This window comes from Mucilaginibacter sp. dw_454 (assembly GCF_018449775.1).
In the GTDB taxonomy this organism is placed as follows: Bacteria; Bacteroidota; Bacteroidia; order Sphingobacteriales; family Sphingobacteriaceae; genus Mucilaginibacter.
The window spans coordinates 97,782-123,242 of record NZ_JAAVVB010000004.1; the positions used below are offsets into that span (position 1 = coordinate 97,782).

At 43.0% G+C, this 25,461-nt stretch carries 23 protein-coding genes; 2 read left to right on the top strand and 21 right to left on the bottom strand.

All coding sequences use genetic code 11. From position 1 onward, the window contains the following. Window positions 1–9: 9 nt before the first annotated feature. The 21 genes from HB679_RS13865 to HB679_RS13965 all read right to left on the bottom strand — a co-directional run bounded on the left by HB679_RS13865 (window position 10) and on the right by HB679_RS13965 (window position 24,204). Window positions 10–330, bottom strand: coding sequence for a DUF4133 domain-containing protein (locus tag HB679_RS13865; protein WP_214072598.1), 321 nt, complete (start codon window positions 328–330; stop codon window positions 10–12). Continuing rightward, a complete protein-coding gene (locus HB679_RS13870) occupies window positions 327–680 on the bottom strand; it encodes a hypothetical protein (RefSeq protein WP_214072599.1) in 354 nt (117 codons plus the stop codon). The genes HB679_RS13865 and HB679_RS13870 overlap by 4 nt, the downstream gene beginning before the upstream one ends. Window positions 681–696: 16 nt before the next feature. Next, entirely contained in the window at window positions 697–969 is a 273-nt protein-coding gene (locus HB679_RS13875) for a DUF4134 domain-containing protein (protein ID WP_255547623.1), read from the bottom strand. 122 nt (window positions 970–1,091) lie between these two features. Beyond that, a complete protein-coding gene (locus tag HB679_RS13880; protein ID WP_214072601.1) occupies window positions 1,092–1,487 on the bottom strand; it encodes a hypothetical protein in 396 nt (131 codons plus the stop codon). A 110-nt stretch (window positions 1,488–1,597) separates the two neighbouring features. Then, on the bottom strand, window positions 1,598–2,431 hold the full coding sequence (locus HB679_RS13885; protein WP_214072602.1) for an RteC domain-containing protein: 834 nt from the start codon (window positions 2,429–2,431) through the stop codon (window positions 1,598–1,600). A 194-nt stretch (window positions 2,432–2,625) separates the two neighbouring features. Further along, window positions 2,626–3,564 (bottom strand): helix-turn-helix transcriptional regulator, encoded by a 939-nt coding sequence (locus tag HB679_RS13890; protein ID WP_214072603.1) that lies wholly within the window; start codon window positions 3,562–3,564, stop codon window positions 2,626–2,628. 251 nt (window positions 3,565–3,815) lie between these two features. Then, window positions 3,816–4,967, bottom strand: coding sequence for a helix-turn-helix transcriptional regulator (locus HB679_RS13895; RefSeq protein WP_214072604.1), 1,152 nt, complete (start codon window positions 4,965–4,967; stop codon window positions 3,816–3,818). A gap of 200 nt (window positions 4,968–5,167) precedes the next feature. Further along, window positions 5,168–5,479 (bottom strand): hypothetical protein, encoded by a 312-nt coding sequence (locus tag HB679_RS13900; RefSeq protein ID WP_214072605.1) that lies wholly within the window; start codon window positions 5,477–5,479, stop codon window positions 5,168–5,170. Beyond that, window positions 5,455–6,486 (bottom strand): PLP-dependent cysteine synthase family protein, encoded by a 1,032-nt coding sequence (locus HB679_RS13905; RefSeq protein ID WP_214072606.1) that lies wholly within the window; start codon window positions 6,484–6,486, stop codon window positions 5,455–5,457. The genes HB679_RS13900 and HB679_RS13905 overlap by 25 nt, the downstream gene beginning before the upstream one ends. 26 nt (window positions 6,487–6,512) lie before the next feature. Next, entirely contained in the window at window positions 6,513–6,959 is a 447-nt protein-coding gene (locus tag HB679_RS13910; RefSeq protein WP_214072607.1) for a protein-disulfide reductase DsbD domain-containing protein, read from the bottom strand. A gap of 15 nt (window positions 6,960–6,974) precedes the next feature. Beyond that, complete coding sequence (locus HB679_RS13915) at window positions 6,975–7,493, bottom strand: hypothetical protein (protein WP_214072608.1); 519 nt, start codon at window positions 7,491–7,493, stop codon at window positions 6,975–6,977. Continuing rightward, on the bottom strand, window positions 7,490–9,916 hold the full coding sequence (locus tag HB679_RS13920) for a GH116 family glycosyl hydrolase (protein ID WP_214072609.1): 2,427 nt from the start codon (window positions 9,914–9,916) through the stop codon (window positions 7,490–7,492). Before HB679_RS13920 ends, HB679_RS13915 begins: the two co-directional genes overlap by 4 nt. 7 nt (window positions 9,917–9,923) lie before the next feature. Then, on the bottom strand, window positions 9,924–10,397 hold the full coding sequence (locus HB679_RS13925; RefSeq protein WP_214072610.1) for an ankyrin repeat domain-containing protein: 474 nt from the start codon (window positions 10,395–10,397) through the stop codon (window positions 9,924–9,926). A gap of 12 nt (window positions 10,398–10,409) precedes the next feature. Then, complete coding sequence (locus tag HB679_RS13930; protein ID WP_214072611.1) at window positions 10,410–11,771, bottom strand: ectonucleotide pyrophosphatase/phosphodiesterase; 1,362 nt, start codon at window positions 11,769–11,771, stop codon at window positions 10,410–10,412. 33 nt (window positions 11,772–11,804) lie between these two features. Further along, on the bottom strand, window positions 11,805–12,485 hold the full coding sequence (locus tag HB679_RS13935; RefSeq protein WP_214072612.1) for a DUF4397 domain-containing protein: 681 nt from the start codon (window positions 12,483–12,485) through the stop codon (window positions 11,805–11,807). Window positions 12,486–12,651: 166 nt separating this feature from the next. Further along, complete coding sequence (locus HB679_RS13940; RefSeq protein ID WP_214072613.1) at window positions 12,652–15,432, bottom strand: prolyl oligopeptidase family serine peptidase; 2,781 nt, start codon at window positions 15,430–15,432, stop codon at window positions 12,652–12,654. After that, window positions 15,414–17,216: a thioredoxin fold domain-containing protein gene (locus HB679_RS13945; RefSeq protein WP_214072614.1), complete on the bottom strand. Its 1,803-nt coding sequence runs from the start codon at window positions 17,214–17,216 to the stop codon at window positions 15,414–15,416. Before HB679_RS13945 ends, HB679_RS13940 begins: the two co-directional genes overlap by 19 nt. A gap of 105 nt (window positions 17,217–17,321) precedes the next feature. Continuing rightward, window positions 17,322–18,806 (bottom strand): RagB/SusD family nutrient uptake outer membrane protein, encoded by a 1,485-nt coding sequence (locus HB679_RS13950; RefSeq protein ID WP_214072615.1) that lies wholly within the window; start codon window positions 18,804–18,806, stop codon window positions 17,322–17,324. Between the two features lie 25 nt (window positions 18,807–18,831). Next, window positions 18,832–22,188 carry a SusC/RagA family TonB-linked outer membrane protein gene (locus tag HB679_RS13955; protein ID WP_214072616.1) on the bottom strand — a complete coding sequence of 1,119 codons (3,357 nt, stop codon included), beginning with the start codon at window positions 22,186–22,188 and terminating at the stop codon, window positions 18,832–18,834. A gap of 279 nt (window positions 22,189–22,467) precedes the next feature. After that, window positions 22,468–23,586 (bottom strand): FecR family protein, encoded by a 1,119-nt coding sequence (locus tag HB679_RS13960; RefSeq protein WP_214072617.1) that lies wholly within the window; start codon window positions 23,584–23,586, stop codon window positions 22,468–22,470. 54 nt (window positions 23,587–23,640) lie between these two features. Continuing rightward, entirely contained in the window at window positions 23,641–24,204 is a 564-nt protein-coding gene (locus HB679_RS13965; RefSeq protein ID WP_214072618.1) for an RNA polymerase sigma-70 factor, read from the bottom strand. A 137-nt stretch (window positions 24,205–24,341) separates the two neighbouring features. Here HB679_RS13965 and HB679_RS13970 point away from each other — a divergent pair, with 137 nt between their 5' ends. After that, a complete protein-coding gene (locus HB679_RS13970; RefSeq protein WP_214072619.1) occupies window positions 24,342–24,980 on the top strand; it encodes a DUF998 domain-containing protein in 639 nt (212 codons plus the stop codon). An 82-nt stretch (window positions 24,981–25,062) separates the two neighbouring features. Then, window positions 25,063–25,461 carry a hypothetical protein gene (locus HB679_RS13975; RefSeq protein ID WP_214072620.1) on the top strand — a complete coding sequence of 133 codons (399 nt, stop codon included), beginning with the start codon at window positions 25,063–25,065 and terminating at the stop codon, window positions 25,459–25,461.

The window sequence follows — 25,461 nt, forward strand, 5'->3', positions numbered from 1 at the left end:
GTATGATCGTCATTTCCCTAATCGTTTAAATAGTTTCCTTGTTCTGCATTTAATGGCCGCGGGCACCTGCCGGAACGAGATGGCTTTCATCAGACCGTGTTCACCGTATTTGTGACTGTAGCGGTACACCCCGAAGAATAAGCCTGACCCGGCGAGGCCAACCACGGCTACACAGAGATACACAGGCAGCTTACAGATATACATGATGGCGAAGTCGACGAGCAGGATAGCGAGTCCAATAGCCAGGTAATAGATATACTGCGCTTTCAGTCCGCGAAATTCTATCGGACGGTTGATGCCTTTGTTGATACCGTAGGTTAGTTCCGTCATAGCAAGTCATCGTTAAAACCATCGTCATCTTCCTCATCCTCGTCTGAACCGACGCGTTCCGGGCAGAGTATTTCCAGCGGTATATGATACTTCTGTGCGATGCCCTCCGGATCCAGCTCCATGAGTGCCGGAAGCGTTACCCATTGGAAGCTGTCTTCCATCTGTTCGCGGTTTTCCGGGACGTTCTTTCGCTTGCGGTCATACAGGAAGGTATAACCGTCTCCGTCCTGGTCGAAGACGTTAAAGGAGAACCGGTTCTCCGGGTTATCCTTTTGCCGGAGTTCCTCGTGCAGCACATCTACATAAAATGCGGTGCCTGCAATATCCACTGTTGGTAATGGCCTGTTCATCGTTCATCATTTTTTACTATACCCCGAAAAAGCTTTTAAGCACCGTAGCCACCACGACCAGGAAGATACAGGCGCCGAACCAACTGCTGGCTACCTTGGCTGTGTCCGGTTCTCCCGCCGACCACTTGTTATACACTTTCACGGCGCCGACCAGTCCCACAATGGCACCGATGGCGTACATTAAACTGGTGCCCGAGGCGAAATAACCTTTGACCGAGTTGGTAGCTGCTGAAATACCGGCGTTCCCGTCACCTGTCTGGGCGTAAGCTTTATAAACATCTGCGAGCATTTCGCAAAAGCAAATCACAAGGGTAATCAGCCATGCTTTCCCTACTAATCTTTCATTCTTCGTTGGCTTCATCTGTTCTTTTTTTATTGGTTCGTTAATTTATAAGCGGTGCCCGGATCGTGCTATCCCGCCAGTTCCTCTTCGCTGATCCGGATCCCGCTTATTTCTTCTGCTTGTTTGATAATATGATTAAAGACAGCAGCCCGGTAGGCAGGCTGGCGTAGCCCGCCGTAGCTTGCCAGCTTTGCCTTCAGCTGCGGGAGCAGCTGATCTTTCGTGGCCTGGTTGCCTGCCTGTTCCAGGATGCTGTCTATTTCGTGTACCAGGGATTCGAGGTTTTCAAAGGCGGCGGTTTTGTCGCTGCCATCTGTCACAGCATATGTTGCTGCTTTCGCTTTGGGTTGCAGCAGTGCTTTAAATTCGGTGCGATAAAAAACAGCAGCAACGCAGGCGTAATAAATGGCGGTCACTATTATTGCTGCTTCCAGGTACGCGCTCCATGATATCCCTTGTAACATATGCTTTTGATTTGCCGCCGGTGATCCATTTCCCCGGCGATTACAGAGGCAAAGTTGCACCGGCCGGAATTAGGTTTTTGCTACTGCGGTATTAGCTAATAGTTTTTTTTTCATTCATCCGTATCGTCCATACGGTTGTCAAGGGCGTCTTTCAGCTTGTCAATATAGACCGTGCGGCTTTTTTTGCGGATGCGGATATTCTGCTGGAAAACGGCGTAATAATTACCGGTGCTGATATTAAAGGCGTACTCCAGGGCGGTCATGACCAGCTTGACATCGGCCTTGCCGTTATTGACCGAACCGCGTGATTGAATGGAATAGCCGAGTTCGATCAGGTCGACCTTGGAATCCGTCCAGTTGGCGTCTGGACGGTCATTCAACTTTGTCAGGGAGGGATTTTGCAGGGCGTAGAGTTTGGAGTGCAGGTATTCGCTGAGCATTTCGTAAGCCTGGAGTTTGGCCAGCTTGAGGCTGTGTACGGTGCAGAACTGTTTGTCGATTTCCAGCGAATATTCCGGCAGGACTTCGTAGCCGTCCGCTTCGCGGGTAAAATAACGCTCGTCCTTGTCGCTCCGCGACAGGCGGCAATAGAGGTGGAAATGATGATTTTGCTGGAAGCACAGGTTAATATGTTCGATCTTTTGCTTATACCAGGCTTTCAGCTCTTTGCCGTCTTGCCGGAGTTTCTCAGCCTCGATATGGAAAAGCTTCCAGTAATAGATCAGTTGTTTTAAGAATTGGGGTTTTAATACTTTAAAGAAGCGGATCTCTTCCGCCTGGTCGTAAAAGGTATAGGTGGTGATAAACTCCTTGATCTTTTGCAGGCTTTGCTGCGCGGCGTTGTAGGAGCGTTCCGCGCATTGCAGCGGAGTTTCGGAGGTCAGGGCAATCTCGCCCAGCGTTTCCTGGAGCCGGGCATGTTCATGGTTCATAAAGTCTTCCATAGCACTTATCTTTACATTGTTATAAACCCTGCCGTAGCCTGTTCACCGGCGGTTCTTTTACTCGGGCAGGAATGCGTCAAATTTTCTCCATAAGCCTTGTTTTTTTAACCAATGATTAAAGGCAAAACTGGAAGCTATTTTGGAAAATTCCAATCAGCGCAGGGTCGGAAATTGGATCATACAGGGGTCGGAAATTAGTTTCCCGCAGGCGGCGGGGGTGGGGTCAGAAGCCGGGCAAGCAGTTCTTTGCGGTCGTGGCAGCCGGTCTTTTTCAGGATAGCAGTGATATGGTCCTTGACTGTATTCGGCGCGATAAAGAGGCGCTCTGCCATCTGCGCGGTGGTTAGTTCTTCGCGGAGTAAAAGCGCCACATCCAGTTCCCGCTCGCTGATGGGCAGGGCGCGGCAGGCCGCCTCGTATTCTTCTGTGGTGATCTGACGGGTCAGTTCCTTTAGCTTTCGGTCACGATGGTGATTGGATCTTATTCCTTTTTCAAATTGGAGAATGGTAATTACCAGCCAGCCCAGGTTGCTTAACCCAATTCGCAACCATTGCGGAGCGGGATAGAACGCAAATACGGACATTGCTTCCCAGGGCAACACGGTGAACCAAACCAGCAACTCACAACGGTATTGCGCTATATCGCCTCCATCTTTGTGCTTCTTTATAATGGCGCGTAACATGACAGCCAGAACAACAAGCCCGTAAGTCCCCGGAATGAGTACGCCAAGTTCGCGGTCAGGTATCAATTTGTCGTTTAAGGCATATAGTATCACATCAAAGAGCAGGTAGGGCAGGATTAAGAAAAGAAATACGCCCCAGGTCGCATGAAAGCGCAGTTGTTGTAACCTGTAAGCCTTATAAAAATAGAACGGGAAGTAAGCACCCATCAGGTAGGCAAACCCGTAGGCGATCATATTCTGAAGCTTAATATCCATTCGCCATGAAGGATCAGGGAACAGACCGTTGGCGATATTAAACTTGATCAATAAGCCCAATAAAATAAGATACCATAAGCGCCGCCGGTCTTGCGGCTGGTTCAGAAAGTGAAAAAGCTGTACCGCAAAAAGATACGATTCAATAATAATGAATACGGCGGTAAGCCAGTGCATTTGCGTGTTAAATAAGTTCATATAGATAGATTTGAGGTCGATCTCCGGGGAAAAGACCGTGGTCATTAATTAGTTCGCGGAAACGCGGGCGATGACCAGGAGGCTCTCTTACATCGGCCCGGCAAGGTCAAGAATAAGGTAGCGCAAATCATGCCCACGTTTTTGCGGACTCTAACTTGCTTCCACCTTATTCTTTTATAGACCTTGCCGGTATGATGTTATGGAGGGAAGCTTTAAGAAAGCATATATTTTAATTTATCTTTTTTATTTTTTCATTCTTCTAAGTTAAGTTCATCCTTTTTTTCATCCTCTTTTTGAGGCGTTTCTTTATATTTCATGTACTTGATAATGCCATAATCCTTCAGGTATTCAAAAGGGTCAACATGTTCGTACCATTGACTGCTGCGGTAAAACTTCTTCCCGTCTTCCTCGTCTTCGACCAAGCCGCCGATCCGCATCATTTTGATGGGCGGCAAAAAACCTTCGTGCTCACTCATCAAAAACACTTGGTAATGTTTACTCTTGCCATTCTCACGCGTAATCGTTCGCGGTTTCAACAACCCCTTTTTGATCCATTCCCGCAAGGCTTTTCCCTTCAGGCTAAAATAATGCTCTAGGTCAAACTCAGAATAAAACAAAGTATCGTCCTGCGTGATCTCACCCGGCACAATACCCTGCTCAACTGCATGTTGACAGGGCATACATTTCAGGCCAAAACGGTCATACCACATCCGCCCGTCACCGCCATGATGACAAAGCCAGCAGGTAAAACTTTTCCCGCTGAGCGGATAGCCTTTCGGGTACCGCTCCAACTTATTATCCCGCCTCACCTGGCGCATAGCCTGCTTAAGGGATATCTGCGCCATCTGATACATAAAGTCCGATATCTTTTCGGCATCTTCTTCTGAAAGCTCCGTTCCCTGCTTTTTGTATGTCTCGATGACCTCCTTTGCATTTATCGTGCGCTTCGAGCGGTCGAGATTATACAATGATGGAAAATCGTCGTCCTCTTCCTCATCTTCAAAAACCAATTCCCCGGCAGGGATACTCTCCTCATTAACAGGAACCGGTTCCGTAATGACCGGCGGAGTTTCAACCGCTTCCGGTGAATAATTTAGCCAGACATCCGGTTTAATATCATAATACCGGCATAGCGTCAGCAAATGCTTTAAACTTGTTTCGGCAATGTCACTTTCCATCTCCTCGTATAAACCGACCGGAATGTTCAACATCAATGCCACATCCTCACGACTCAAATCATGTTGTAAACGATATGCTTTCAATTGTTTTCCGAGCTTGTTCATAATACAAACATTGGCATCCAAAAAAGTAATCTCCCGTATTTCCGGGACTTTACCTATTAAAAAGCTACCCGCCGCGCTACGCCGGGCGCTCTTCTCAAATTTATTAATTGATCTTATCATTAACGTATGACGACGATAAAGAACAAGCGCGTATGTAAAAGCATTAGTGACCGTTTTTCTTAAAGTCTTTGATCAACCAGGCGATAAACCGGATGATAAAAAGAACCAATAGAACTAAGCCAATTTTTAATGCTGTTTTCATTCGTTTTAAATAAAAGCAGCCCCGCACAGGGGCCACCTTTACACTTTTTAACTAACTGTCAACTACTTACTATCAACTTCCTTTTGCGGTAGTCCGCAATTTCTTTAATTATACATTCTCTCTGCCGGTCGCTTTCGCTTAGAGGAACCCTTGATTTAATACAATTACTGAGTGCTTCATAAGCCTTGCATATTTCCTGAAGCTTAAACACCTGATCTAAATATTCACCGTAGGTTTTTATAAAAACTTCTCTGATCTCCTGTGCCTCGTCAAAAGGCAGAAAGTCGATGCGGTAAAGCAGCAAACCGTGATCGGCAGAAGATATTTCCAGGTTGCGCATAACGCTTAATTTGTTTTTAAAGTCCTGCATTGTAATAGTTTGACTTCCGGGCTGATGTAACCGTCTTTTTCCGGTTCATCATCAAATAAATCGGTACTCAAATATTTTTTATTACTATCAGGAAGTACGGTAATTACTACGCTGTCCTTGCCCAAATCCTGTTGTATCTTAATCGCGCCGAGCAAATTGGCACCGGATGAAATACCGACCGGGAGTGCCAGTTCCAGGGCCAGCTTTTCCGTCATCAGTATCGCATCGCCGTCGTTGACCTGAATGATCTTGTCTAAATCTTTGAGGTCTACAATAGCGGGTATAAATTCATCGCTGATCCCCTGTATGCGGTGGTTGCCTGCTTTCACACCTGTTGATAGTGTAGGGCTTTCCGCAGGCTCCAGGGGATGCGCTTTCATTCCGGGATATAAGGATTTTAAAAATTTACTTACCCCCATTATAGTGCCGCCTGTCCCGACACCCGCCACAAACGCATCGGGTTTGATTTGCATAAGCAGCAGTTGATGCCCGATCTCGCGCCCGGTGGTTTCCCTATGCGCTTCCACATTATATTCATTCTCAAATTGCCGGGGTAAAAAAACGCGTTCATTATGCTGCATCAGCTCAGCCAGCCGGATACAGGTTAAAAAGCCGCCTTCTTCCCTGCTGACCAATTGTAATTCCGCCTTATTGCCTTTAATGAGTTCAACTCGCTCCCTGCTTAACCAATCCGGCATAAAGATCTTAACCGGGTTACCTAAAACACTTCCTATAAAAGCAAAGGCAATTCCGGTATTCCCTGAAGTGGCCTCCACGATCATATCACCCGGCCTGATCAGTTGCTGCTCGTAGGCTTTCTGGATAATATAAAGCGCCATTCGGTCTTTGATGCTTCCTGTTAACGTATTATACCGCTCATCCTTGGCCAATATTTTTTGCTCAGGGCCGCCGCGATAGCTATAAGTTATCTCGATCATAGGAGTATTACCCACACGCTGCCAAAGGGTATTTATTTTATCTTTTATTTTGGTTGGAGTAGAAAGCATTTGCAGAAATTAATAGTGGTTTATTGTTATTTTACAGGTATTTCAAAGTTGATATCTTCCGGCGGCAGGCACTTTTTTTTATTGCACACCATAAAAGTGAGCGTTCCTTTAACTGTCGGATGCGGCGATTTTAAACTGATCTTTTGTGTGAAAATCACCGCGCTTTCAAAATAGCTGACCTTCATGTTAAAGACTTGCTCGAATTTGGTTACTGGTGTCGGTTCGGTGATTTTTCCTATAAATCCATAATCCTTTGATACATCAAAAACAAACGAAGTTTTAACAGGCCCACCCGGCTCCTGGTAAGCACTATAGATATGCCAGCCGTCCTCGATGGTAGCTTTTAGCATAACTGTTGCTTCGTTTTTCCCGGCGCGCTTAGCGGCATAAGCCCATTTAACAGGATGCTCGATCTGTGCAAATACTTTTCCTGCAACAAATAGGCATAAAATGATCGTTAATAATTTTTTCATAATTATCTATGGCCGTTAGGCGGCCAGCCGGTTAATGACCGATGACTGATCTTCACCAATTAGTTTAGTATCTGTAATTAAACCTGTTTGACTAAAGCCTAATAAGTGCGGGCCGTCCAGGTCATTATAAAGTTTCAGTATGGTTTCATCTGTGCCATATTTGGCTAATAGAATTGCTTCCGGGTAAAACTTGACAATAGTCGTGTCGTACTTCGACATCGCTATTGCTTTGGGGCTTTCCAGGAAAGTTTTATCCACTTTAAAATAGGCGGCGCGTAAACAAACATAACTGCTGTACCGGGATACTTCTACGGAAAATACCTCAATAATATTTTCCAGCTTGAAAGCCAGTTGCGCTAAGACACTTTCTTCACCATTCACCTCAATGGTAATTAATATCATACCGTGAATATCCGTTGGTGCTGAACTTAAACTAATGATCTTTACTAAGCGTTTTTCTATTACGCCGGTGACCAGGTGTAACAGACCTGGTCTGTCCTCTGCTTTGAGGCTTACCACAAATTGCTCTTTCATATGATTCTTTTATTTATATTGATTTGTTTGACTTCAATCTTTCCGTAAACCACATTTAAACTGGCTTTTCCATTTTTATAGCGCACATTACCAAAGCCGGTATCCGTAGATAAAAAACTGGTGAAATCACCAACCTTGCTATTCACAAATAAAGTTTGAGTTACGGCATCATAGCGAACGCCGGTTAAAGCTTCGATCAACGCATAGCTGGCTAAAGCCCTGGCATACCAATGCCCGCATTCATATTCATCATACGGATTTCTGACGCTGCCGTCATAGCGCTTGCGAATGGCTTTGACAATGTTAAGGCCCTCACTGACCTTGCCTTCAAAGATCAGGTGGCTGGCGACTTCATATTCGATGCCCGACCATACTTCATCGCTGTGGGTAAAGGGCAGCGACGGCTTATCGCCTTTCGGCCAGGTGCATAATAAGACACCGCCTTCTTTTCCGATGGCGTAAGTAACCCGTTGCGGGTTGCTGTGTTCGGACAGGTCAGTATGAAAATTATTGTTATAGACGGATTGCAGGTGTGACCTGACTTTGGTTTCGTTTATGGGAGAAGGCAGTCCGCAATTCAGGGCCAGCCAGGGGCCGATCATGCCGTCACTCAAACAGCCGCTGCCATACTGGTATTTCGGGCCTTCCTTTTGTAATATATCCAAGTCATCAGGCGCATAGCGGGTCAAGAGCGAAGTTTTAGAGGCCGCTAAGGGATCAGGCGCTTGTAAGCCTGTCCATTGGATATGCTGCTGGAAATAGCTGCCATTATATAAATTAGTTTCGAGGTAGTGTTTGCCATTAACATATAGCGTTTGGTATATACTGTTATCTTCTTTCAGGTAAGCGGACATTTGAATAAAAGCTTCCAGCGCGCCTAAGTACATGCCGGTACACATCGGTTCCGGTCCCCAGAACTCGATATCATAGGTATTATGATGCGGTTCCTCGATGATGCCTTTGCCTGTCGGGTCCCAGGTTTTGATACAATAGTCGAGGCTTTGCTTGATTTTTGGATAGAGCTTTTTGAGCCAGGCATCATCCCCCGAAATGCGCCAGTCGCGGTAGGTTTTGATGATGCCGCCTAATTGCCCGTCCGCGGCGGCGGCTACGTTATGAACGGCAGGCCGGATGGGTAAAGCGGTACGGAACATTTGATGCCCGGTGCTGTCCTGGTTCTCGTTAAACTCGTTCTCGCGCAGGCTGCGGGAGAATTGGGGGAAGAGGTGCGGCAGCGCCTGGTCATAGTTCCAGACGTGGGTACAGGAACCGGGACAGGAACCGGCATTATCCTGTCCGCCTTCCCAGGCCCAGAAACGGCCATCGTATTGGCGCAAAATGGTGGGTGATTTCAGGATGCTGAGATTAGCTGCTACCGCCTCGGTAACTTCCGGTGGCAGGGTACTGCTATAAAATGCTTTGGTGAATAGTTCTGTTTTATGTTTGAGGTCGTTGTAATTGTGTTTCCAGTAAGCGATCACCTCGTCCATATTTTTGAACATGGAACTGTACCAAGGCCGGTAGGCATCTTCCGGTTTAATAGGCTTTCCCGGCTCTTCGCCCATTAAGCGCAGGTTACTGTTCGGTACATACCAGCAGAACAGGACGCGGACGGTTTTACTTTCATGCGGTTTAAGGTTAACAGGTACGCTGATCGTCGCCCCGGTGCCGCCTTCCTGCGGTTGGGTTTCCCTGACCATACCTTGCTGAATATGTTTCCAGGCAACGGTCATGGGATCGACCCATTCGCCGCGGTACCAGTAACGGTCGGTTTGCGCGCCTGCATCATCGGTAAAGATAGCCAGCGAAGCGCCGGGCTGGCGGAAGATAAAACCGCCGGGCGCAGCTAACATATATTTAAAGCCGTTGAATAGCTTGGCGCTGTAGCTGAAGGTGTATTGGCGTGTTTTGCTGCTGTTATTGGTAAAGGCATATTCCAGCGCGCCCGCGGGCAGGCCGGAGTTATCCTGGTCTGTCGGGATAAAGGGGCTCCAGCCGGTGATTTTAACCTGTACCGGCCAGTCTTTATCGTTTAGTTTAACTTCTCCAAAGGGAAACCGACTTTGAAAGCTTTGCAGGTTTCTGAAACGGGGCAGGCCCCAGGTCGTATAATACACACCCATCGCAGCGTTGGGCGCTCCGAATTTCTTCCTATTGGGTACCGGGCCTTCTATTACTTTCGCTTTGTGGCCGTCCGATAAGGTGGCAAAGACCGGCGGTTCATTAAAAACTGCCGGGTTGTGAAAGATCGAAAAATTACTGACTGTGCCCGTTCCTTCCAGGCAGAACATACCTGCGCCGATACCGCCAATAGGGAAAGCGATATGGTCGGTGTTTGTGCCAGAATAGCTGGTATTCAAACGATGCTGGGCACTGGCAACCACACTAGCGGATAAAAGGAACAGGATGATCAGTTTTCGCATGAATAGCTTATTGCTTTGGTTTTACCGATCTCAGATATTCGGCTATTGCCGGTTGTTTATTATCTTCCGCATAGGTGATTGGGTTTTTACCATCAGCAAAGCTGTAATCGCCGTGATAAGTATAGCTTACGTCGGCGCCTTTGGCGACCAGGGTTTTTACCATGTCCAGGCTGCCGTATTTGGCGGCATGCATCAGCGGCGGCACATAACCCTCGCAGGCATGGTTCACATCCGCGCCTTTTTCGATTAGCAGGTCAAAGCATTTTTTGGCGCTGGAACGGATAGTAATGGATAGCAAGGTATATGACCAGCTGCCTTCCAGGTAACAGTTATTGATATTGTCTTTGGTGACCAGTTTTGCCAGTGTGGCCGCATCATCGCTTTTGATCGCTTTAAAAACATCGGCAGGGACGTCCTGTGCAAAAGCTAAACGACTGAACGCGGTTAATAAGAACATTAAAAATAGTTTTTGGATTTTCATGAGTTGTTGATTTTATGGTGTAGTAATTCCCGGCACGGGTTTCCCGTCCGGCGTTTGAAATTCAAGGTTTAATAGTTTTGAAATGAGCGGGGCCATATCTACCAGGCGCATTTCTTTGATATGGCCGCCTTTGTTAATGGTTGGCCCGGCAATGATAAAGCCGGTGTACATCTCGGCAATGTTCGGATCATAGCCATGATGCCCGCCGCTGGTGGGTATAAATAAACCATCAAGCTTGTTTTGTTGGATCAGCGTCCCTGGCCCGTGATTAGTGGTTTGCGCTGAACCCACCGAACCACTGAATACCAGGCCGGGTTGTGCGGTCAGGGCCAATAAGGCATCTTTATCGGCACCCATTTTATCCAGTTCTCTGCGGTCAATGATCCGGAACAATTTGCATTTATCCTTGGGTAGCGCGTTCAGGCTATCGGTCACCTCTTTAATGATGCCTGGGACGTCACTTGCTTTAGTTTCCGCATAGCGGTAAAGGAAAGCGCTGCCGCCGGAAGCGATAAATTTGGCGGGTACTTTTTTGATTAGCCGGTTTGGGCGCATAATCTGGTTGATGGTCGCAAAGCCGTGATCGCCGGTAACGATGACAACCGTGCTATCTTTCAACTTAGCTTTGTTAATAGCTTCCAAAATGTCACCGATGGCCCGGTCATTGGCGGCCAAAGCCAATCTTACAGAATCCGCGTCCCTGCCAAACTCGTGTTCCTCGCCATCAACACAGGCAAAGTGCACGGCCATAAAGGCGGGTTTCCGGGTCTGGAAAATATAGGCAGCGGCCCTACCGGCGTTTTCATCCAAACTGAAATAGTTGTCATTAAAGTTGGTGCTGTCCAGCTTGCCGGTGGCATTTTGTTCCACTTCGGCTATTAAACCAGGGGTCGCATGGTTTCGCGCCTCGCTTACCCGGTCGTCCGGATGATCGTCCGCCCATACCTCCGGGATATTATAAGTCACCGGGGCATTAACGCTGACCGGCCATTCTACTGCTGCGGTGGTCATTCCTTTGCTTTTTAGAACCTGCCATAAGCCGGGAACCCGCACGGCATTATAATCCCAGAACCATTCACCCTTGCTGCCGATAGGCTGGTTAAAGTTAACGCCGCTACTGGCCGGAAAAGCGCCGGTGATCATGGCGGTATGGCTCGGATAGGTATAGCTGGGAAATACGCTTAAACAATGATCCGCATAAGTGCCACTTTTCATCAATGCGCGCAGGTTAGGCGCGGGCCAGCTTTGATCCAGATACATATCTGGGTGAAAACCGTCTATAGAGATCAGTATCACGTGTTTGATCTGTGCGCTGACTGGTAAAGCGAACAAACAGAGCAGAGCTATCGCTAAAGCCTTTAAAAAATGCCTCATTTTAGGTAGTATGTTAGGTTAGATGATTAGTATTTATGGATGGGTTACTAAAGTGACGCCTGCTGCCGGGGAACCACCGACTAAACCACGCAAAACAATGGTGACGTTATGAAAACGCGGTGTAGTCAGTGTATAACTGGTGATCGTTGTTCCGGTCGTAGCATCCTTGATCTGGAAGGCATAACTGGCATTTGCTTTTTTGGCCGGGTATTGTTTAAAGCTACTGTATGCTTTGTATGCCAATGAGCTTACTTCGGAACCGTTTGTCTGCCCGGTGATATTCACGCTAATCGGACTGCTGTTGGGCGACAGGTTGATGAAACGTACGCCGCATAAGCTATCTGTTGGGTTTATATAACTTTCCTTGATTAATACCGGATCTATGGCTGTAAGCGAGGTGCCAGCCAAAAACAATGAGTATCTGTCTGAATTGGTTATGGTCAACGGTTGCTTATAATAAGTTACTGCCGGTACTGTCGAGGTTGCCGCAGTGTATAAATTAATTTGATTCATACCAATAGAGAGCGGATACTGTCCTATACCATTGTTACTTATTGTTGAATTGTCAGAATTGAAAGTCAACGTCCCACCATTGGTCACATTATTGGCGACTAGTAAGCTGCCAGCGGGAATGAATACAGTTGCAGATTTTTTGCAAGACGTAATCGCAATTATTGCGATCATAATTAAAGGGATAAAGATTAATTTTTTCATATAATTTTTTTGTCTTAGATATCGTGTTATACTAATCGTTAAATATTTCTTAATTGGGGGGGAATCAGTGCTGAATAACTTGTTATATCATGGGTATTCATTACTTTATTTTCTTTTTATGTTCATTTGTTTAGTATTTAGAAAGCAAAAAAGTGAGAGGCTGCTATTAAGGCTGAGTTCCTGTTGTGTCCAACTCTAACCCAGACAACCTGCCCTTTGATTCCGTTGGAATAACAGTTGTCATCCATTTTGCGGGTGGAGCGTTTTTTAAATAGCAGTCGAAAAATTGCTGTAATCGGGTTGTATAATCTACTTTATTCTTTTCCTGTTTTAATGAATGCTGCTCGCCATCATATGATAACATCCATACCTTTTTTTCCAAACTATTCAAAGCATTGAACCATTCCGACCCTTGACTATAAAGCACAATAGGATCCTGTTTATTATGAAGGATAAGGAGTGGGGCGGTTACTTTATCTGCGCTGAATATTGAGGAATTTTCAATATAGAGATCTGGTCGTTTCCATACTGAGATGCCCATCCGGCCTTGACCACTTTCATAATACTTCCAACTATTGTTATCGCGATTGTAGGTATTGATCAAATTGCTAACACCTTCTGCGGTAGACGCAGCTGCGAAAATAGATGAATGACTTACGATGTAATTCGTTTCAAATCCTCCGTGACTATGCCCCTGCAATCCTAAACGTTTAGGATCAACCCACTTAAATTTAGTGAGGTAATTTGCTGCAGAAACAACTGAATTGAAAGCACTTTTACCAGGATAGCCGGATTTATTGTATATATCTGGCACCACCACTAAATATCCCCTACTTACAAACCATGGAATATTCAGCGACCCATTAGATAATTCCGGGAATATAAATGCATTTAAAAAAGCCGAAGCCCTTTCATAATAATAAAAAATAAGCGGGTATTTCTTACGTTTATCAAAATTTTCCGGTTTATACAATATGCCATCAGCGCTTTTACCGTTTGGCAGCTTCCAATTAATCAGCTCCGAAGTATACCAATTATAATTTTTTTGAGGTGCGAACTCAGTCATGGGAGTAAAATCGATGAAATCATGAGTTAAAACCAGATTAGGATAATCTGTCGACGTCATAAAGGTTAATAAATAGGTATTTGCCAGGCTTGCCTTCAATGGCAACATCCGATTTGCCAAACCAGAAATTGCAGGGATATAGAGGTCATCAGGCAAATAATAAAGCTTAGATTCTATTTTTAATTTCTCATACTTAAATTTATTGTGCAGGCAGATTTTTAAAAAACCATTTTGCTTAGTATGAATATTAAATGCCGAAAAGATCAGAGTATCATTTAGGTTAATTGGATCCTTACTGCTATCATTGAAATTTAAATATCGCAGTTGAATATTATTCCGAACTCCGATTCCCAAGGTTATATTAACCGGCCATCCAATTCCGGTGGGATCGACCGACCATATATCAAACCGATCTTGGATTAATACTGAGGCATCGTTTTTTGTCCATCCAATTATATTATAAGGACGAGCAAATGATGGAATATCTGATTCCTGATAGGTAGGTAGGTTTAGCCGTTTACTTATATTTGTTACAGCTTTGTTTTTAAGATTATAGGTAAACCAAGCCTTTTTTTTGCTATCAAACCAAATCGCGTATTTCCCATTTAAGGAAAAAGAGGGATAATATCCAAATAATCCACACATAATTAAAGTCCTTGACCCATCTGTGGTGGAAACAAGTTGAACCTTGGCATGCGCAGTAGTCTTTGAATCATATTCAGGGTAAGTCCATGATATATTAGTAACCAGCAAGTATTTTCCATTATTATCAAGAACGATATCTGAATCCTGGCCGAGCCTAACAACTTGTCTTGATGGGCTGTTTAAATCATAAGATGCTAAAAACGACCCGATTTTAACCTTGGAAATATGTTTAAGATTATTTTTGTAGTTTAAAATATCAACTTTTGCAAATGTATCCGGCATTTGCGGGCGGGTGGAAAAATTCCTGTTTTGAATATTAAAGAAAATCTTGTCACCTGAAGTGTTGAATACAATACTTGCTTTTGATAATTCCATTTCATTCATTCCGGCTGTCGATGGGCTAATTAATATTTCAGCACTATCTAGGGTTGAGTTGAAGTATCGAATCGTCCTTGCGCTTTGCGAGTTAACCGACATTTCATCAATAAAAGCAAGTGAGCGCCCCTTTTTGTCTAAGACAAAATTGGAAGGATTACAATTGTTGGCGATGATAGACGATTTACTTGTTGAAATATTGCTAATGGATACATCGTATCTTTTGGTACCATTTTGTACCAAGCTATTTTTAGTAACCAAAGTGACTCCATCTTCGCTGAAAAAAAAATCATCCACATTTGCAAAGACTTTATTTTGCCTGTTATTCAAGTTAAATAGCACTAATTCATTGATGGAATTGCTTTTTTGATAGACCAGCCATTGATCGTCTTTTATACTCAATAATCTGAATTTCCCTAATCTTATTTGGCTTATGTAAGTTTCCGTTTTAGTGTTTATGTCAATTATCCCAATAGTATCGCTTGCTTTATTAAAAATAAGCCAACGGCTGTCATCTGAGAAGGAGAGTTTCTGAGTAGAACTTGCATTTACAGAAACTTTCTTGTTCCATGATTTGTTGGCTGCTTGTATTACTATTTCATTTTTTTTAGCAGAATCAACGACATAAGCTATATAACGGCCGTTGTTACTAATAGCTGGAGCAATAATATTCGGCCAATTGGAACATGCAGCAACGTCAATTGGCTTATTTTGCGCGGTAGAAAAATTTGCCGTCAATGTTAAAACCAACAGTAAAAACATAAAAAGTGAATTAGTTTTGCAAACAGTAAAAATCAGCGGTATATCCAATGGAAGATTAAATTTAGGATGTTTGACATAAATTAATTTATTTGCGACCATGTCGGTTCTCCTTTCTTCATTTTAATTAGCGTATTTTGAAATTGGCTAATGAATTTATCCGGATCACTACTTGAAACCATTTCAATCGCCCTATTTTCCCATTGAATAGCCTCAGATACGTGGCCTATTTTATATAATAAATTTGCATAGGTATCCACATAAGCACTCTCTTTTGGATACTGAATAAGCGCTAACCTCATCCATTTGCTCGTTTCTTCAATAACGTTTACATCCGAGGCGTGCAAGAAAATAAAATACCAACCCAAATGATTTAATAAAGGAGGACTTATCTTATTACCATACTTTTGAAGTAACAGGAAAGTAAGTCTTTCACATTCCGGCCACTTTTCCTTGCGTGCGTAATAATTCATTTGGAACACTAATAAAGGAAATTGATAGTCGTAGCCAGGGAATCTTACCGCCAATTTTTTTACAATACTGTCCCAATCGGTCACTGAGAGCGATTTTTGTTTGGTCATGTCACCTATTTCTGATATAGTTTGACCCATAAATTTTGCGTCAATAGCTCCCCTCAGTGTTGTATCGAGATATTGAAATTTTCGGCGGAGACTGGTTAGTAATGCGTTATAATTGATAGGGTCAGAAGTGTTTGAAAAAAGAGGTGCTACCTCTTCATTAACAACAACACGGCTCAAAATAGTTTCGACGTAGTTCTTCCCAATAGTTTTGTTAGCTTTTAGCCTATTTTTTACCAGCCATTGGAAGCCTTGGTCTTGTGAACTTGTTACACAATTAACGATTAATTGAATCTCACTCTTTGTAAGTGTCCCGTTACAATATTTTAAATAAACCCCTCCTATAATTTTACCAATTTCTTTGTCTTCGGCTTGTTCCGCCGATGCAAGGAAATAAGAAAAAAAAGCAGAGTCTATTGAGGTTGCCTTCCATATAGCCAATTTAGGGTATCTAACCTTAACTATTCCTTCTAACTTTTTCCAATTTGTCTCAATACCGGTTTTCAGCACTTGTGGTTTTATATCTTCGCTATAAATAATAGGCGCAATAACAAAAAAAGTCGCCGCCGGGTTTTTCATTATAGCATTGATCTTTTCTTCATTACTAACAAAAATTTGGAAACCCGGGTCGTTACTAGAGGAAATGGTTTTGCGAATTGCAACCAGATTATCAATTGAGAAGGGGTCTTTTAAATTTTTTAAATATGCGTCACCTATCACCTTTGCCGCCCGTTCGTTGTAATTATCATGGGCCACATTCATTGCACGATATAAATAAGCAGAATCCGTAGTGTGTTCACTCCAATGCGCCATCATCGAATAATATTGTTTATCCGGATCTAATGCGTCTTTTGCCCGGCTGATAAATGTTTTCGTATCTCTTGCACCGACTACATAATGGACAGCATTCCCATCTGAAGAAAAAAATAAATAGCTGGGAAACGCGTGTATCTCGTATGTTGTTTCCAATTGCTTGGCGTCATTGTACCAAGCCTTTACGGCAGCGGCATCCTGTACAGTCCTGTCTATCTGTACCTTTACATTGATAAAATGAGCATTGAAATATTCACCTACTTCTTTTTTAGGGAAAACCTCTGCGTCCATAATTTTACAAGGTCCGCACCAAGTCGCATAACAATCAATAAATATGTATTTATTTTCAGCTTTTGCTTTGGCCTTTACCTGTTCCCAATTTAGACCAGTTTCAAACTTGATCCCGGTAGTTTGAGTTTGTGCCAGACTTAATGCTGGCAGCAGGAATACAATAAAAATTACTAAAATCCAACCACTTAATTTTTGCTGTTTCATCTTTTTAGTTTAAATTTTGAATAAAAAAGTTCCTATACCCATAAAATATAGGTGCTGTTTAGCTCAACATGCTAATAGCCTGCAGAACTGGTTAAAATGAATAATTTAGTATCCGGGATTCTGCTTTAAATTGGGATCAAGCAATAATTCCTGCTGTGGCAGAGGCACCAATATTGAATTGGAACTCCAGGTTCCACCTTTTGCAGCGCAAATATTACCCGGTGACCCCATAACGGAATTGATGTTTCCCGTACGGATAAGATCAAACCAACGATGGCCCCACTCTGTAAAAAGCTCGACCTGTCGCTCATGAAGCACCGCCGTCAACAAAGATGCCTGGTCGGTTGCTGTCGTATTCGGCAATCCTGCCCTTGTCCTGATAGTATTTAAATCCGCCTGTGCACCAGAAGCGTTGTTTTGTTGCGCTCGGGCTTCAGCACGGATGAGATATTGTTCTGCTAAACGCAAAATCACAAGATATTCGGACACTTGAGAACCTTGGACATTTGCCCGATACTTATAAGGATATAGATAAGTTTTTCCACCAGTTGTGAGCGAACCCACCCAATTACTGAAGCGCTTGTCATTGGGTTCGAAGGCATTTTGAAGCTGTGGACTCATGGCTACCCAAAAAACTCCAGTTCCGGGAGCTGAAGTTAATACAAAATAGTAAGCTAACTGCGTATTTGTAATGCCCGTTAAAACCGGATGAAATTGAAGTATAGCTTCTGAATTATTCATTTTAAATACTTGGGTCAAATCTGTGGGGAGACTAAAGGTTGTACTACCGATTACATTCGTAGCTTGAATTTCAGCATCTTTCCAGTCGCCTAAGTATAAATAAGCTCTTGCCAGAAGCGCAGTGGCTGCCCACTTATTTGGTCGGATTTTTTCTGTCGTTATATTTCCATTTTGATCAACATAATGGTCGCTTAAGGCTGACTGTGCATCCAAAAGATCTTGTATGATTTGTTTAAAAACATCGGTTTTTGATGCTCGACTGATCTGCTTATTAGTTTGATAATCAGTAGTTAATACCAAAGGCACATCACCGTATAGATTAACAGCATAGAAATAAAGAAAAGCCCGCATAAATTTGGCTTCACCGGTAAGTTGTTGTTTCATAGACTGAGTAACATTCGAAGATGCATTCAATCCTACCAATACAGCATTACAGGCGTATACTTCTTTGTATAACTCCGTCCAAAAATAGCCATTGGAACCTCCACCAATTGCTGCACTACTGGTAAGCGCGTTCTGATAAAATTGAACTTGAATTGTGTTGGTAGTATAATTAGTTAGTTCATCAGCCGCTAAACCATCAAGAAAACTGATGCTATTTGTTCCATCTGTTAATCCTGCTGAACTAATCATTTGATCGTATACACCAGTCATTACACTGGAGGCGCTTGCGTTGTTAGCATAAATACTGCCAGCAGACACTTGGGTAATCGGTGGATCAACTGCTATCCATTTTTTACAACCGGTAAAAGTTAGTGCTGTAAATAGCACGATTGATACGCGTTGTATATGTTTTTTAAGAATGCTTATTTGCTTTCGGACATTCTTACAAATAGAATAATTTTTCATAAATTACTTTTTAATTATTTATTATTTAAAACCTCACATCAAAACCTAAAGTAAAGATGCGCATAGGAGGAAGCGTAAATGCCTGGGTTTCTGGATCGATGCCGATATAGTTGGTAAACGTTAATAAGTTCTGCCCTTCTATAAATAATTGACCGCTTTGAAAATGTAAAGCTTTGTCCAGTTGTAGTGGTAATGTCCAGGAAAAGTGCAGAGTTTTCAACCGGATAAATGACGCGTCGCTATAACTAAAATCAGACTGTTGTGCATAGATAAAATCCCTATAAGCTTGGTTTGAACCACTTTGGCTCTGAGTATATAGTTCATATTTTGCCTGGTCGCCAGGTTTCTCCCAATGGTTTAAGAAATCTAAAGGCTGGTTGCTACCAAATTTACCTGGCATTATAGAGCCACTAAATAGGTTTTTTCCAGTTTGCTTGACAAATTGAAAAAGAAAATTTAAACTGAATCCTTTATAGTCAAAAGTATTGCCGAAGCCTCCAAAAAATTGAGGATTTGTATTAATATAACTTATTTTATCTACTGCAGAATTTGGATTATATGTCAGCTGGCCACTTGCATTTTCAAATTGATATAGTCCAGTCGCGGGATTGACCCCAATCATTTTAAATGCCTTGATAACAGTCAATGGTTCACCTATAACCAATTGACTAGAGTAAGTCGAAGTTGATAGACCGGGAAATGAAATTAATTTATTTCGATTTAATGTTATATTGAAAGAGCTTTGCCAGTTGAAACTACCTGATTTTATGTTAATGGTTTGCAATACATATTCCTGTCCGGTATTTTCGACTGATGCCGGTAAATTAGAATTGATTGTGCCAAAACCAGTCACAGAAGGCAGCGGAGTCGGTAATAATTGATTATTTGAACGATTGCGATAAAAGCTGGCTGATATATTGATCCGGTTATTAAAAAAACCCAATTCAATACCACCGTCCAGTTTTTTATCTATTTCCCACGCTAATGATGGATTTAAAATACCTGACGGATATGTACCTTTAACCCCATTGTAAGGACTCCCAGTAATACTATATAATTCTATGAAGCTATAGTCGGGTATTTGGTCGCTCCCGGTAACTGCATAGCTGCCTCTGATTTTACCAAAACTCAGAATAGGAAAATTATCTTCAATAAACTTTTCCTTTCCAAAGACCCAACCTGCGCCTATGGAACCAAAATTACCGAATTGCGAGGCTGGTCCAAAACGACTGCTACCATCCCTCCGAGCAGTTAAATTAATTAGGTATTTATCTTCTAATGTATATCCCAAACGAACATAAACCGATTCATACTTATATTGTGTTGCATTACTGCCAATGGTAGTTGTCCCAGCTGCCTGGGGATTTGCAAGCACAGCATCACTCGAAAAATTACTAGAGTTTAATTGATTTACAAACGCATTATTTGATTGAAATGTACCCCCAAGCAATGTATTAAGTCTACCATTCTTTATATTCAAATTATAATTAATTTGAGGTTCGATATTAAAAGAATGTGAATTGATTTCGTTAAATTTTGAGCTTCCTGAAGTCGGATTGGTGCCCGGGTCCATGCTTATTGTCGGCGTTGTTTGTACCTCATCTGTTTGGGTGTTTGTATAACCAATACTTGTACTTACTGTTAAGTTTTTCAATATCTGGTAACTTAAAACCGTATGGGCCACTAAACTAGATGTATTTCCCTTATAGCCAACATAAAGACCGGCATATGGATTAGTCCAAGTACCCGCTTGTCCGGGAATAAGCGGTGCCCAATTTAGAGTCCCATTGGAGTTAAATATCTCTGGTGCATTTGGTGGCAAAAGTCGGGACCCGCTTAGGTCGGCTGATTGCACTGTGTTTTTATCAGACACATAAGAGCCATTGAAAGTTATTTTTAACTTTTGATCAGACGAAGTGGTATTTAAGCCCAAATGGAAAGAAGCTTTTTGATCTGCACCGTCACCTGCGATTTGTGTTGGAAACGGGGTAGATTGACGGTAATAGTCTGTGCTGGCTATATACTGAGTGTTAGTATTGCCACCCGAAACTGAAGCTTGTGCGTTTAAATAAGGGGCTGGGTTTTGAGTCAACACTTTTTGCCAATTAGTGTAGCTGTTCATATCCCAATCCCCATTAATGTCATGGTCGGACGAAACGGGCAATGCGCCATCATTTTTGAATGCTTCCTGCCGCATCATTATATATTGTTGAGTGTTCATTACTGGTAAACTACGGGCTTGGCTGCTAAATCCGGAATTAAATGTGACGTCTGCCCGCATTGGGCCGGCCTTTCCACTTTTGGTTTTTATTAGAATTACACCGTTAGCTCCACGACTACCGTAAATCGCAGTTGCATCAGCATCTTTTAAAACTTCAACACTTTCTATATCGTAAGGATTAATGAAATTCAATGGATTGCCTTTATCAAGAGAATTATTTAATAGTCCATTACCGCTACTTGTAGTCGGCAAAGTTGAATCGAAAGGAACTCCATCAATTATATAATAAGGATTATTACCTTGTCTGATACTATTTTGACCCCGTATTTGTACTGTAAAACCTCCACCAGGCTGTCCATTTAATTGAGTGATTTGTAAACCTGGTACGCGACCTTCTAAGGCCTGTAATATATTGGTCACCGGTTGTTGTTCAATTTCTTTTGCTGTAACCCTGCTTGTGCTGCTGGTTGATAGTTCTTCTTTTTCGGTATAGGGTCCTTTATTTATATATACTTCGTGAAGGTTAGTTGCTGTTGCTTTCAGCATTATTGTAGAGCCGGATGAAATATCTCTTGCCCTTAGTTCTTGACTTTCAAAACCAATGAAGGAAAACACAATTACAGTATTATCATTAGGGACAGTGATGCTATAAACACCGTTTTTGTCGGTGGCAGTCGCTTGTTGGGTATCTTTGATCTTAATAGTGACACCGATCATCGGATTGCCCTGTTCGTCAGTGACTTTACCAGTAACGGCTACCTGAGCGAGTTCGGCTTTGATTTGATTTTTGAGTTTGTCAAGGAAGTTTGGTTCTGTTTTTTTTAATACGATATTATTGCCTACAATTTTATAGTCCACATCGGTATTGGTAAAGCAGGCTTTGAGTGCATCGTCGATGCTGGCATTATTTACCTGTACGGTGATGGTTTCTTTTTTGAGGTCCTGGTCAAGATACAGGAATTCATAGCCGGATTGTTGCTTGATGGTGGTGATGACCTTTTCTAAGGGCGCTTTAGTTTCATGAAGAGTAATCTTCTGACTGAAGCCTTTAGCGCTGGCCTGGACAAGGGCTATGATCAACAAAAATGTCGTTAGTTTCATAACCTTATAGATTTGGTGGGCACGCGATCGTATCGCTGCCTGAATAGCAGTAAAATTCATTACTTTTGTAACGTTTGGGTTAAAGCTGTAAATAGTTTGCACAAATTGTTTTCATCCACCTCGGTGGATAGGATTAACCCGGACTTTGCCGTAGGAGTGCTTCGAACCACTGCTGCGGCTTTTTTCGTTGTAGTCTCTTTTTCTCAAGGGTACTCAAGAGGGCTACGCCGTTTTTATGCGGGAAACCCTTAGTTTCGCCTTAGCCTTGTTGTCGTAAATATCTTTTCATTGTCTGGGGATTTAGGGTTCATCAATCTGTTTACTGCTATTTAGGTTATGTTATGGTTTAACCAGGATCTTCTTCTCTCCAGATCCTGCTACTATTTGAAAGTGTACTTTAAAGAAACTTAACAGGTCTAAGACCTGGGAGGCATTAATATTGCGGTGCATACCACCGCTGAATATTACGTTCTGCGGGATACCCTGCGGGTACTCGATCTTCACATCATACCAGCGCGATAACTGGCGCATGGCTTCAGCTACTGGCATATTGTCAAAATTGAACAAGCCATTTTTCCAGGCAATGGTTTGTGCGACATCTGCCTTCTCGATTTTAATATTGCCGTTAACAATAACGGCCTGTTGTCCCGGTGTTAAAGTTTTTTGGTCGTTAATTCTTACGCTACCTTCGATTAGCGTTGTTTTGATATTTGGCTCATCATCATAAGCATTGATATTGAAATGCGTACCCAAGTCTTCTATAGTCTGGCCCTTGACAATTACCTTAAATGGCATTTTTGAATTATGTGTTACTTCAAAATAGACCTGTCCTGTAATTTCTACCCGTCTTTCATTGCCTACAAAACTAACCGGATATTTAATTGATGAACCCGCATCCAGTATCGCTATCGTACCGTCCGAAAGCGTCAGCGGATAAAAATTACCGCGTTTGGTAGTCACCGTATTATAAACCAATTCGGTTGCCGGAGCACCCGCCTGGTAAATAATTTTATTATCAACCGTCTTGGTAATATTCGTATTACCCTGTTGGGCGATATTACCGGTCTTAGCGGTACTTAAATTAATTTGTTTACCACTCGACAATTGCAGTACCGCGGACTGGTTGCCCGGCAATACATCAACTTTTTGCACCTGTGCCACTTGCTCCGGCGCTTTGTCCTTATGTAGGATAAAATAACCGCCAGCCGAAAGGACCAGTAAAATGGAAGCTGCGGCGGCAATACGCGGCCATAAGGTAACTCGCTTAGCTTCCTGTTGAAGTGGCTGTACATTGTTACTGATGATTTGAAGATCCTCTGCAAGTTGCTCGGGTGAGAGTTTTATTGGAATTTTCTCATTCCATTGGGCATACCAGCTTTCCAGAAATGTCGCCTGTTCGGCTGAACACTCACCCGCATGGTATTTTTTCAATAAATCTTCAATGTCCTTTTGTTCCATATAGCCCTAAAGACGAAGAACCATGGCCCAGGGGGTAAAGGAAATTGAAAAAAATTAAAGGAGTGTGAACATTGTGCCTAACTTAACACGAAGCACTTTTAAGGCATTGTTTACGGTAGATTTAACCGTTTGCTCGGAAATCTCTAATTGTTCGGCAATTTCCCGATGGGTAAAGTGCCCTTTACGGCTTAATTCAAAAATCTCGCGGGTTCTCGGTGGCAGTAATTGGATCTCCTGTTCGATGATCGCGGCCAGTTGATTTTTTCTAACCCGGTAATCTGTAGTTACCTGACCATCCAACGCAAATTCCTGAATAGAAGTCAGATAAGATGATTTTATTTTTTTGCGTGCCAGCAAATCGAAAATACGGTTTCTTACGGAAGTATAAAGATAACCGGAAAGCTGACCGCTTAATTCGGTTTCTTCCCGCTTTAGCCAAAGATTAGTAAAAAGTTCCTGAATGATATCCCTGCACTCTTCTCTTTCCTGAAGGCGTTTAAAGGCATGGATGTAAAGGGCGGCATAATACCTGTTGTAAATCTCTTCATATGCAGCATGACTCCCAGACTTGAACAAGTCAAATAATTCTCCATCTGAAAGACTACTGAGCTTCGCCACGGTGCTTTTTTCTTAAAACGAATTTACATAAACTTCTGTGCAAAGTAAATAATCTATTGTAAATTAAGTGTTAAGACGTGGATTTTGAACAAACTTTTCAAATAAATCCAATGAGAAACAGGCTACCTTTGCGCAGTATGCAAGAACACATTACCACCGCATCCCGCCTGGCGGCCCTCATCTCGGGGGCTGCGGCATTGCTTTGGATGCTGCTTATCGTGCTGCTCCACTTCGTCAAGCCTCAGCTGAATCCGGCTGTCAGCATGTGTAGCGAATATGCGCGCGGAAAGCATGGTTGGATAATGCAGCTGGCTTTTTTAAGCATGGCGACGGGTTGTATTGTATTCGTCTTTGCCACGTGGCCGTATCTTCATCATTTTGGGTCAATCTTGCTTTCCATAATTGGCCTGAGCATTGCCGGTGCAGGAATATTTGTGACTGATCTTGTATTTACAGCCAATGAAAACACCACACGTAGTGGCAATTTGCATAACATTTTTGCCGCTATTGCTATATTGTTGTTTCCGGTAATGGTTACCGTTCTAAGTACAGATATGCTGCATACGGATATTTGGAGTCAAGCCCATAGCTGGATAATACTACTGGCGATATTGACATGGATTGGCTGCTTCGGCTTTATCGGGGCGACAGTCCGCACCGGACGTGGGCAAGGAGGACAAAACAAGCGCGTGCCGTTCGGGTATTACCAACGGTTTATGATTTTTACGCTTAGTTGCTGGCTTGTGAGCGTTACGTTCGCAATGGGATTGTATTGAAGTTCCCGCATTAGCTATTAGACAAACTTAGACAATACCTCTTTGGCTACTTCAGCATTTTGTGTAAATTTATGTCACAATCATGGATAGTTACTTTTCAACCATTGCCGAGGCGGCGGCGACATTGACCGGCCTGATCTTCGTCGGACTTTCGCTGAACCTGCAGCGGATCTTATCCATTAAACACTTACCCGCAAGAGCATTGAGTTCGCTGATGCTGATGACCAATATCCTGATCGTATCTTCCTTTTGCCTGATTAAAGAACAACCTTCGTTCTGGCTGGGGACTGAAGTGCTGGTTTGCGGGCTGATCATTTGGATCTCCGGTATCCGAATGGATATCCGGATGTACCCGGAAATGATCAAATTGTATAAAAACCATTTTTATCGCAACCTGGTCTTCACGCAGCTGGCCGTATTGCCTTATCTGGTGGCCGGTGTTTTTTTGCTCACCAGCGATCCTAATGGTTTTACTGGCTGA